Consider the following 11,001-nt stretch of genomic DNA (forward strand, 5'->3'; position numbering starts at 1 on the left):
CGCCTCTAGTCCCATAAGGGTTTCAAGACTTGTTAAAAATCTTGGTTGAGGTGCAGATAATTGTAAGGGCGGACGGCTGTTCGCCCCTACTCGCATACTTTATTTACCTGAAAAATTCTGTAGGAATTATTAATTACGAATTATAGCCGTCGCCAGTAGTGTTAGGACATCAACAGACGATTAAACCTAGACACAAAAAGACTTTTCACCCAGTCACCAGTCCCCAGTCCCCAGCTATATGTTGACATTTTGCGGAGGAGGCAAAATTACTTTTTTAGCTAAACCCAAACTTTTCAGTACTTTAATGCTCCACCAAGTAACATCAATTTCCCACCAACGCAATCCAGATTTTGCCATGTGAGGATAAGTATGATGGTTGTTGTGCCATCCTTCTCCATAAGTAACAAGCGATACCCACCAAAGATTACGAGCGCCGTCATTGGCATCAAAGGTACGATAACCCCACAGATGTGATGCAGAGTTCACAAACCAAGTACAATGCCAGAGCAAAACTGACCTGACAAATATTCCATAGATTACAAAAGACCATCCTCCTAAGACATACAGCAACAGCCCCAGAGGAATTTGCAGCAAAATGAAGTAGCGATCGAGCCAGCGATAGAATGCTTGTCGCGCTAGGTCAGGCGCATATTTTTGATAAGTTTCATAATCATAGAATTCCGGACGAGGATATAAAACCCAGAGCATATGGCTCCACCAAAATCCTCGTTGAGCAGAGTAGGGGTCTAAGTTAATATCTTCGGTGTGAGCGTGATGCTGACGATGTGCGCCAATCCAAAAAATTGGCCCGCCTTGAAGAGCCAACGCTCCAATCATAGCGATCGCATATTCTAACCATTTAGGTACTTGAAAACTTTTATGGCTCAGGAGTCGATGATATCCCAGGCAAATGCCAATGCTCCCAAATAACCAGTGGAGAAACATCAGCAAACCTAGTGCTGACCAGGAAAAAAACCAAGGAGCCAGAAGAACTATGGCATGAAACATACCAAAAAATGCCACATTTGTCCAACTGAGCCGAGGTGAATTTCCTCTCTCAGGGGCGATCGCCGAAAGTTTTGCGGTCATAAAAACTCCTGTTGATGGATAATAAAGCGATTTGCTTTTTCTTGAGTGTGAGACTTCTGGCAAAAGTTGGCATAAAGATAAAAAAGAGAGCAGGCAAAACAAGCTTCTTACACACTCTGCACAGCAGTTCGTTACAGTAAAGAAGGGCAAGTATCACTTACATTTGGTATGCTAACAATTCTCTTATTCCTATGCAAGTACCACTTGCATTTTTCTTATGTCTCTTCAACCTATTTCTGCGCGTCAACGTCTGATTCAATCAGCACTTGAGCTATTTACTGCTCAAGGAGTAAGTGCCACCACAACCCGGCAAATAGCTGAAAAAGCAGAAGTCAACGAAGTTACTCTGTTTCGGAATTTTGGTAATAAACATGGATTGCTGTTAGCAGTCTTAGAAGAATCCGCAGCCTTCAAAAATTTAGGTGAGTCTTTGGTACGACGGGCAACTCCTCCTGGTAATGTTTACCAAGCACTGAAAGATTATGCAAGTGATAGCTTGCACGCATTAGAACGGGTTCCAGAGTTTGTTAGGTCTGTGGTAGGTGAAGCTGACCAATTTCCCACGGAAAATCGCCGTGCCTTAGGCAGAGGGTTGACAGAGGCTAATGGTTACGTGGCTCAGTATTTAGCTACTGTTATTCAGCAGGGAGACTTAAATACTTATTTACCAGCAGAAAAATTAGCTAGCTTGCTGAATGGGATGATTTTGGGTTATGCCGTTATTGAATTTACCAGTGAATTTCACGAACTATGGGAAAATCGGGATGATTTTCTAGAGAACTTAGTAGAGTTGTTTTTGCATGGAGCGATGTCATCTACTCCAGAATCAACAATAGAAGCTTTATCAGGAAGCCTCATTACCAAGGAAGTAGCTGATTTACCTGCTGGTTTAGTTCATGAAATTCTGCGACAAGCCAGAAAATTGGGGATAAAAGACTATGCTTTGGCATATGTATTGTTTGGAGCGGGGTTATCTCCTAAAGAAATAGTTAATTTGCAGCGATCGCATCAAATTAACGATATTCATGGGCACTTTCTTCAGATTACAACCCCAGGCTACATCCGCCAAGTGCCTGTTAATCAGTGGATTTTAGGTAAACGTTATGGTTCATACACCAACAATCCTTTAATTAAGTGGCTAAAAAGCCGTAAAGATAACAACGCCGAGATGTTTCTCGACGAAGCAACTAAACCAATCTCAGAAGCAGAACTTCTAGGGCATTGGCAAGCATGGACAGAGAAACTGTTAACTCCCCAAGGAAGATCGCCAGAAATTGCTCAAGCCCAACACACTTGGTGTGTAGAAATGTTAATGCGAGGTGTGAGCTTAGAAAACCTGAGCATTTTTACAGGTTGCGATCGCACTCAACTACAGCCCTATGCTAGGAGAGCTAGAGAAAAAGCAGCCCTAGAGCAAGCAACTCGTTTAGATCATAAGCCGGCGTAATGAATGAGTGCTGAGTGCTGAGTGCTGAGTTAGGGTTTATTCCCCTTGTCCCCCTCATCTTCCCCAGCTCCCTCTGCCTCCCATCATTGGGATGATTGAATTTGTTTGAGATTATGTAAAAATGCTCAAAAGGTAAAAATTCTCAACAATTAACTCCGACGAGTCACAACATATCTTAATCAAAATCTATCCGGTATTATGTGTCTAACATCTGGAGAAAAAATTGTACGTAAAGGCTTAATTACAAAGGATTAAAGTCCCATGAGTCAAAAAGTCAGCAAAGCCTTTAAGCAGTCCGGGGTAATTCCTTACAGAGTGAACAACGGAAGAATTGAAATCTTGCTGATTACAAGTCGCGATCGCCGGCATTGGGTAATTCCCAAAGGAGGCATTCCTAATGGCATGAGTCCGCCTGATTCCGCAGCAAAAGAAGCGTGGGAGGAAGCAGGGGTAATTGGACAAGTAGATGTCAAAAAACTAGGTTCTTATAAATATCGCAAACGAGGCAAAATTTACCAAGTTCACATGTATTTGATGCCAGTAGAAATGGTATGTGAAGAATATCCAGAAGTTGGTAAAAGACAACGCCAGTGGTTAGAAGTTACTAAAGCTGTCAGGTTAGTTAAAAAAGCTTCTCTCAAACGAATGATCCTCAAGGGTTTTTTTCAGACTAAACTCCGCTCTTATGCATTGCCTCTATTAAAAATAAATCTTCGCTTGAGTTTATTAACTCAATGCAAACATTGTGGATTAATTCTGGCTTTGTATCCGCAGTTGAAAAAACATCTTTAGAAGTATGAAGTAGACAGTAAAATTCCGGCTAATAGACTTAGCTTGTGTACTTTATCCTCATTTAAATTTACTGTAAAACCTCACAGATATAGCCGTAATCAACAGCAACTAGATTTTTACTCAGCACGAGCGCGAGAAGTTGCGTGCGGAGAGAAGTGCGGTCTTGGGGAGACACTGCGTTGCCGAGGTTCCCTCGGTTGAAGCAAGTGTCGTCTTTGCCCAAGTGGAGCAACTTCGGAGGGTTCCCCCCGCCCTTGCAAACTTCGGTGACTCAGCACTTTGCTATATCAGCTCTAAATGGCGGTAGAATAGCACAACGCTGCGCTTGCAGTGACCATATTATTAGCTAACTTTTCATTGCGTTGCCTTTGTAATAAGTTAAATTTATCGCTATGGGTAATAGAATGAAGAGCAAAGCCTTTATCTACTTTTAACTATCTAAAGGTAGAGACTTCATAGCAGATTGAATAAATTAGTAGAGCAAGAATCTGTATTCAAAATTAGGCTTGTAGCATCTATAACGCTTGTAAAATTTTTATGACTTCCCAGATTCGCTTTTTGATGTGCGCCCCCGACCACTACGATGTGGACTACGTGATTAATCCCTGGATGGAAGGAAACATTCACAAGTCATCGCGCGATCGCGCCGTCGAACAGTGGCAGCAGTTATATTACGTCTTGAAACAACACGCTATTGTAGATTTGGTAACGCCAGAAAAAGGTTGGCCGGACATGGTTTTTACCGCCAACGCTGGCTTAGTCCTTGGAGATAACGTCGTTCTCAGCCGCTTTTTACACAAAGAACGTCAAGGAGAGGAACCGCACTTCAAACAATGGTTTGAGGAAAATGGTTACGCGGTTTACGAACTACCTAAAGATTTACCTTTTGAAGGTGCAGGAGACGCACTCCTAGACCGGGAAGGACGCTGGCTGTGGTCGGGATACGGCTTTCGTTCGGAATTAGATTCTCACCCTTATATAGCCAAATGGCTAGATATTGAGGTGCTTTCCCTACGATTGATAGATGAACGTTTCTATCATTTAGATACTTGCTTTTGTCCTTTAGCTAACGGCTATTTGCTGTACTATCCTGGCGCTTTTGATGCCTACTCCAACCGGATGATTGAAATGCGAGTAGCACCAGAAAAGCGCATCGCAATTGCGGAAGCTGATGCCGTCAACTTCGCTTGTAATGCGGTGAATGTTGATAGCATCGTCATCATGAATAAGGCGAGTGATGCTTTAAAACAACGTTTAGCAGAAGTCGGTTTCCAAGTAATTGAAACCCCACTAACAGAATTTCTCAAAGCTGGCGGTGCGGCTAAATGTCTTACCCTGCGGGTGACGGAACCAGTCAGGGCAGAAGTTCATGCCAATGTATCGGTAGAAAGCCGAATCATTCGGATAGAAGGGCACTTGCTTGATTCTGGCTTGATTAACCGCGCTTTGGATTTGATTGTAGATGCAGGCGGCAGTTTCCAAGTTTTGAATTTCGACTTGGGAGAACAGCGACAAAGTACCTCAGCTGCTGAGGTGAAGGTATCAGCGCCTTCCCACGAGGTGATGGAAGAAATCATCTCGCAATTAATCGATTTGGGTGCTGTCAACTTACCCGAAGATGAGCGCGATGCCAAACTTGAGCCTGTACTCCAAGCTGGCGTAGCTCCCGATGATTTCTACGTCAGTACAATTTATCCTACTGAAGTGCGGATAAATGGGCAATGGGTGAAGGTGGAAAATCAGCGTATGGATGGCGCGATCGCCATTACCCAAACTGCCAATGGTATAGTAGCAAGGTGTAAAATTCTCCGCGATCTCGAAGTTGACGAACAGGTAGTTGTCGATGTGTTAGGTATCCGCACCATCCGCAAAACTGAATCGCGGGAAATTCGCAACACACAAGAATTCAGTTTTATGTCGGCGGGTGTTTCCAGCGAACGACGCGTGGAATTGGTCGTCGAACAAGTGGCTTGGGAATTACGTAAGATTCGGGATGCTGGCGGTAAAGTAGTTGTCACGGCTGGGCCTGTGGTGATTCATACTGGCGGCGGCGAACATCTATCGCGGCTGATTCGGGAAGGATACGTACAGGCACTTTTGGGCGGGAATGCGATCGCAGTCCACGACATCGAGCAAAATATCATGGGCACATCTTTGGGTGTGGATATGAAGCGGGGTGTTGCCGTCCGTGGCGGACATCGCCATCATCTCAAGGTAATTAACACCATTCGTCGTTATGGCAGTATTGCCAAAGCAGTTGAGGATGGGGTAATTAACAGCGGCGTGATGTATGAGTGCGTCCGCAATCACGTACCTTTCGTCCTAGCTGGTTCGATTCGGGATGACGGACCTTTACCTGATACCCAAATGAATTTGATTCATGCACAGGAAGAATACGCCCAACACCTAGAAGGTGCGGAGATGATTTTGATGTTATCTAGTATGCTGCACTCGATTGGTGTGGGAAATATGACACCCGCGGGCGTGAAAATGGTCTGTGTGGATATTAATCCAGCAGTGGTTACAAAGTTAAGCGATCGCGGTTCTGTAGAATCGGTCGGTGTGGTGACAGATGTGGGATTATTCCTCAGTCTGTTGATACAGCAATTGGATAAGTTGACAAGTCCATATCGGGCAGTGGTAGGTTAAGAAAATAAACCACATCGAGAAGTTGCGTGTGGGGGTTCCCCCCGCCCTTGCAAACTTCGGTTGACGCAAAGGACGCAGAGAAAAGCAATGGCAAGAGTAGCTTTCACTAGAGAGTTGCAAATTAATTGGGTCAGTTTTATTGCTGATTTTATGCTGGTGGGAATGGTTTTTGGCCCGCCAGTTGCCCCCTTTTTGGCTGCGTCTGGAGTGTCTTTGCTTGGGGGGATTGCGGACATCATTTATTTTATGGGCGATCGCGTATGTCCGCAACCAGAGATGGGCTTACATTTAGCACCCCCGTTTATCATGGCTGTGTGTATGCGCTGCTACGGCACTGTCACGGGTTTGCTGGTTACTCGTCTGCTGTATGGGGTAAGTGGCGGTAAGGGTTTTTATTGGCTGAGTCAGTATGGTTGGAATGGCGCAGCGCTGGCAAGTGTACTAATGATGGCTTATCCGTTAGAATTAGCAGCACAAGTTTTTGGTTTGTGGGATTTTAATAATTACGTGGTTACGCCCTTTGGGTTGATTACGGGTTTGGTATGGGGATTGTTTACAATGCCCATATTGCACCGATGGCAGGGGATAACATCAAGAGCTTCATCTTATAAAAACTGACTCTAATCTTTAATTAATTTCAGAATTTTTACAAGCAATACGTATTACCGCAGTTCTTTTACTCCAAAATAAAAGTTACATCTCAGCGTTTAGATAGCGATCGCCCATTTAACCAAGTCAGCTAATAGCTAGAAACAAATATACATAATCAAGTTACTGTAATAATTTTTAAAAAATCTTAATTATTAAGTATAATTATTTCAGTAACAGGAGGTTACTACATTGATGGCATTTGAGTATGGGTTTTATAAAAAAACACTAGATGGACGCTATCAAATCCTCAAAAAGCTAGGTGAAGGCAACTTTGGCGAAACTTACTTGGCTAGAGATTGTAAACGTCCTAGTAAACCTCTATGTGTAGTGAAGCAACTCAAGCCAAAGCATAACCATCCCAAGGTACTGGAACTGTTTGAGCAGGAAGCAGCGATCCTAGAGAAATTGGGCGAACATCCCCAAATACCTCGACTTTTGGCTCACTTTACCATAAACAATCAACTCTACATTGTTCAAGATTACGTGGAGGGACATACCCTCAGACAAGAAATTGTCCGGGGAAAGCCACTCCCAGAAAGCGATGTTACCAAGCTTTTGCGAGATATTTTGGAAGTGCTGGTTTTTGTCCATCAAAACAATGTCATTCATCGAGATATCAAGCCCGAAAATGTGATGCGGTGTCAACAGGATGACAAGCTTTTTCTGATAGACTTTGGTTCTGTAAAAGAGCTTAGTACTTTCTCAATAGATTTTCAGAGTGTGATTCGTACCAGTGTGTTTATTGGTACTATCGGATACATGGCTTTTGAACAAGCTAGGGGTAAACCTCAGCTATGCAGTGATATCTATGCTCTAGGAATGATGGGTATTGAAGCCTTAACAGGAATTTCCCCCTATCTTCTGCCAGAAGATTCTAGTACTGGGCAACTGTTCTGGCGTAACCGCGTACAACATGTCAGCGATCGCCTCGCCGATGTTTTAGATACAATGGTGTGCAACGATTACACATTGCGCTATCCATCGGCAGTGGAAGCATTAGAAGCACTGAGCGCAATTAAAGTATTGCCGCGATCGCCTTTAGTGGAATCATCTATATTAGCGCGATCGTTAAACTTCAAGACCGTTAGTTTGCAATCCGCCCTCGATCTCGATTTCGATCTGTTAGAGTTCGAGCAAGGTGAGTTAGAGACGGCAATTCTACCCCTACAACAATTTGAGTTTGAAATCGCCGCTGTTTCCGGAAAAAGCTCGTTTGCCTCTACAGTTACTAGTGACATTAGCCATAGTCAGGGATCGGCATTATGCTTTATCGAGGAACTAGGCAATGATATCACTTTAGAAATGATTTCGATTCCTGGCGGTCAATTTCTGATGGGTTCTCCCAATGATGAGCGAGAACGATTTGATTCTGAGAGTCCACAGCATTCTGTAACAGTCCCATCCTTTTTTCTGGGTAAGTTTCCAGTGACTCAGGCACAATGGCAGGCAGTAGCAATGCTTCCCTCAATTAACCGCAATCTCGAACCCGAACCCGCTCATTTTAAAGGGGCAAATCGTCCGGTAGAGCAAATTACTTGGGATGATGCAGTAGAGTTTTGTGCTAGGTTGCGCCAAAAAACAAATCGAAACTATCGTTTGCCTAGCGAGGCCGAGTGGGAATATGCCTGTCGTGCTGGAACTCACACCCCGTTTCATTTTGGTGAAACTCTTACTTCTAGCTTGGCAAACTACAGCCACAGTAACAACCTCAGCTATGGCGCTGGTTCCCAAAGTTCAAATTATGGACAAACAAGCCCAGTCGGTTCTCTCTCGCCAAATGCCTTTGGTTTATATGATATGCACGGCAACGTCTGGGAATGGTGCGCGGATCGCTGGCATGGAAATTATGAAGGCGCACCTTCAGATGGTACTGTTTGGTTAGATAGCGATGACAATCGATCTCATTTGATTCGAGGTGGTTCTTGGAAAAGTTCTGCGAAGTTATGTCGGTCTGCATATCGCAGTTGGAATCCTCGATCTGGTCGGGGCAACGTCTTGGGTTTTCGGGTTGCAGTTTCGCTTTAAGTATAGCAAGTGCTGAGTGCTGAGTGCTGAGTGCTGAGTGCTGAGTGCTGAGTAATACCAATTCTCTAAAATCAAACAACGCATTTAAACCCCGAAACCTAGACCATACCTGAATTTATTAATTACGAATTACGAATTGGTAAGTAGGTGGACATAAGTAAATGTAAAACCGCCAACCTGTAAAATCCACTCAGAATTTGGCTTTTCCCTTCTGCCTCTCCGAAGTTGCTCCACTTGGGCAAAGCCCAAGACCGCACTTCTCTCTGCCTCCTGCCTTCTGCCTTCTACTTATTACTTATGAGATGAGCGAAATAGACGCTCGTGTTCGGGATGATATAAACGCGATCGCCCTGTTGCTGTTGAGAGTGCTGGACTGATTAAATAAAGTGTAGTGCGAATCAGCTTTTCTTCATGAGTACAGGCTGCCATTTGATGAAGAGGAACGACTCTGATTTTTTCATCAGGCCATCCTAAGCGATAGCAAATAGCTATTAAGGTTTCGGCTGGGTAGTGTTCGAGTAGTTGAGTTTGGGCTTTTTCAACGTGACGCGCACTCAGATAAAGGCAGAGACTAGCTTGATGTGCAGCCAGAGTGGCTAATTCTTCTTTAGCGGGGACTTCTGTACGTCCACTGATCCGCGTCAAGATAATGCTTTGGACTAAACCAGGGACAGTCAGTTCTATTTTCAGTTTGGCAGCAGCGGCTTGAAAAGCGCTAATCCCTGGTATGACTTCAAAAGGAATATTTGCCTCTGCCAATAAATGCATTTGCTCGTGAACTGCACTGTAGAGACTGGGATCGCCAGAATGGAGACGGACAACGGATTTGTGCTGCGATCGCACTCGTTCAATCATCAACGCTAAAATCTCTTCTAAAGTCTTATTTGCAGTTCCAATAATTTCTGCATCTTCTCGACAAAGTTGCAAAATCTGTTCGGGTACTAGAGAATCAGCAGATAAAATTACATCTGCAACAGCCAGTAGTTTTTGCGCCTTGACCGTTAATAATTCCGGATCTCCGGGGCCTGCTCCTACAATATATACTGCTGATTTTATGTTGCTGAAGTTATTTTGCATACAAAATTTTTAGTTAATTTATGTAATTACCAGCAGCCATAAAGTTTGCAAAAAATTTTTTGGTAATTTCTCAGTATCTTTCCGGATTAACCATACTCTCTCTAGTAGAGAGAAATGGTAGATGCACCCTGGTTAAGCCCTAGAGAACACTCTGGGGCATTTTTTATTTTTTAATCATCAATTGCTAGCTAGTTGTTATTCTCCTTTTGCGTGCGTCATCCTCACTCCTCCACTCCCTCATCTTTCCAAACTTCCCCTACACCCGTGTTTCTTGAGAAGGAGAAACTACATCAGGTAAAGGACGTTTACGTATATAAAGCCAAGCTAACCCAGCTAATCCTAAGGTAATGCCGGTGAGACTGACAACTTGTGCTATTCGCAGCGGCCCCAGCATCAAGCTATCAGTACGAAGACCCTCGATCCATAGTCGTCCTAAGCTGTATGTAGCTAGGTAAACCATAAATAACGTACCTACTCGTAAGCGTAACTTGCCAGATAAACTGCGAAAAAATAAAGTTATCAGCAGGGTAAACACCATCAAATCCCACAGAGACTCATAGAGGAAGGTGGGATGAAAGTACTCAAAATTAACTAATTCTGGAGGACGGCGTTCTGGTGGAATATACAGCTTCCAAGGTAAGTTGGTAGGGCCGCCAAAAGCCTCTGAGTTAAAGAAATTGCCCCAACGCCCGATCGCCTGTCCTAAAATCAAGGAAGGAGCTACTAAATCAGCTAGTTGCCAAAAAGAAATCTGCTTGACTTTGGCAAATATTAACGCTGCTAAAATGCCACCAATAATCGCTCCGTGAATGGCAATACCCCCTTCCCAAATTGCGATGATTTTCTCTGGCTTCGAGGCATATTCTGGCCACTGAAACAAAACGTAATAAATTCGTGCTGCCGGAATTGCTGCAATTACCAGCCAAATAGACAAATCGCTCAGTAACTCTGGATTAATATTGCGGCGCTTTGCCAAGTACTGAGAAAGGCTAACGCCGATTAATACAGCTGAGGCAATCAACAAGCCATACCAACGGATAGTGATTGGCCCTATTTGTTTCAAAATAGGGCCTGGAGAAGTAAATTGAAACGCCAAAGGCAAAGTTGAAAGATCCAGCGTCATGCAAAAGTACCTAGTTGACTAAATTATTATGCTTTATCAGCTTCTAACACTACGACTAGAAGGGACTTTTTGTATATAAATAATTAGAGCAGGTTTTGCTTGACTGGGGATGAATGGAGACGGACAACGGATTTGTGCTGCGATCGCA

7 protein-coding genes and 1 pseudogene are annotated in these 11,001 nt (G+C 43.8%); 5 read left to right on the forward strand and 3 right to left on the reverse strand.

From position 1 onward, the window contains the following. Positions 1 to 234: 234 nt before the first annotated feature. Positions 235 to 1,089, reverse strand: a complete 855-nt coding sequence (locus tag I8752_RS19795; RefSeq protein ID WP_214434008.1) for an acyl-CoA desaturase — start codon at positions 1,087 to 1,089, stop codon at positions 235 to 237. Positions 1,090 to 1,306: 217 nt separating this feature from the next. Here I8752_RS19795 and I8752_RS19800 point away from each other — a divergent pair, with 217 nt between their 5' ends. The 5 genes and pseudogenes from I8752_RS19800 (at position 1,307) to I8752_RS19820 (ending at position 8,653) form a co-directional block, all read left to right on the forward strand. Then, the gene (locus I8752_RS19800; protein ID WP_214434009.1) at positions 1,307 to 2,536 is read left to right on the forward strand and encodes a TetR/AcrR family transcriptional regulator; all 1,230 of its coding nucleotides are present in this window, start codon (positions 1,307 to 1,309) and stop codon (positions 2,534 to 2,536) included. A gap of 261 nt (positions 2,537 to 2,797) precedes the next feature. Then, positions 2,798 to 3,211, forward strand: a pseudogene (locus I8752_RS19805) (NUDIX hydrolase); the annotation flags it as partial. Between the two features lie 654 nt (positions 3,212 to 3,865). Then, positions 3,866 to 5,977, forward strand: a complete 2,112-nt coding sequence (argZ, locus tag I8752_RS19810; RefSeq protein WP_214434011.1) for a bifunctional arginine dihydrolase/ornithine cyclodeaminase — start codon at positions 3,866 to 3,868, stop codon at positions 5,975 to 5,977. 87 nt (positions 5,978 to 6,064) lie between these two features. Beyond that, positions 6,065 to 6,595, forward strand: coding sequence for a DUF2085 domain-containing protein (locus I8752_RS19815; RefSeq protein WP_214434012.1), 531 nt, complete (start codon positions 6,065 to 6,067; stop codon positions 6,593 to 6,595). A 225-nt stretch (positions 6,596 to 6,820) separates the two neighbouring features. Next, the gene (locus I8752_RS19820) at positions 6,821 to 8,653 is read left to right on the forward strand and encodes a bifunctional serine/threonine-protein kinase/formylglycine-generating enzyme family protein (protein WP_214434015.1); all 1,833 of its coding nucleotides are present in this window, start codon (positions 6,821 to 6,823) and stop codon (positions 8,651 to 8,653) included. Between the two features lie 291 nt (positions 8,654 to 8,944). Here I8752_RS19820 and cobM read toward each other — a convergent pair whose 3' ends face one another. Both cobM and lgt read right to left on the reverse strand, forming a co-directional pair. Beyond that, entirely contained in the window at positions 8,945 to 9,730 is a 786-nt protein-coding gene (gene cobM, locus I8752_RS19825) for a precorrin-4 C(11)-methyltransferase (RefSeq protein ID WP_214434013.1), read from the reverse strand. 256 nt (positions 9,731 to 9,986) lie between these two features. Continuing rightward, positions 9,987 to 10,853, reverse strand: coding sequence for a prolipoprotein diacylglyceryl transferase (gene lgt / locus I8752_RS19830; protein WP_214434014.1), 867 nt, complete (start codon positions 10,851 to 10,853; stop codon positions 9,987 to 9,989). Between the last annotated feature and the right edge of the window lie 148 nt (positions 10,854 to 11,001).

It is taken from the genome of Dendronalium phyllosphericum CENA369, assembly GCF_016056275.1.
GTDB lineage: Bacteria > Cyanobacteriota > Cyanobacteriia > Cyanobacteriales > Nostocaceae > Dendronalium > Dendronalium phyllosphericum.

What these genes read in the sequence shown, in the direction of transcription:
- I8752_RS19795 (WP_214434008.1), bottom strand. Translation starts at nt 1,089, where the DNA reads ATGACCGCAAAACTTTCGGCGATCGCCCCTGAGAGAGGAAATTCACCT.
- I8752_RS19800 (WP_214434009.1), top strand. Translation starts at nt 1,307, where the DNA reads ATGTCTCTTCAACCTATTTCTGCGCGTCAACGTCTGATTCAATCAGCA.
- argZ (WP_214434011.1), top strand. Translation starts at nt 3,866, where the DNA reads ATGACTTCCCAGATTCGCTTTTTGATGTGCGCCCCCGACCACTACGAT.
- I8752_RS19815 (WP_214434012.1), top strand. Translation starts at nt 6,065, where the DNA reads ATGGCAAGAGTAGCTTTCACTAGAGAGTTGCAAATTAATTGGGTCAGT.
- I8752_RS19820 (WP_214434015.1), top strand. Translation starts at nt 6,821, where the DNA reads ATGGCATTTGAGTATGGGTTTTATAAAAAAACACTAGATGGACGCTAT.
- cobM (WP_214434013.1), bottom strand. Translation starts at nt 9,730, where the DNA reads ATGCAAAATAACTTCAGCAACATAAAATCAGCAGTATATATTGTAGGA.
- lgt (WP_214434014.1), bottom strand. Translation starts at nt 10,853, where the DNA reads ATGACGCTGGATCTTTCAACTTTGCCTTTGGCGTTTCAATTTACTTCT.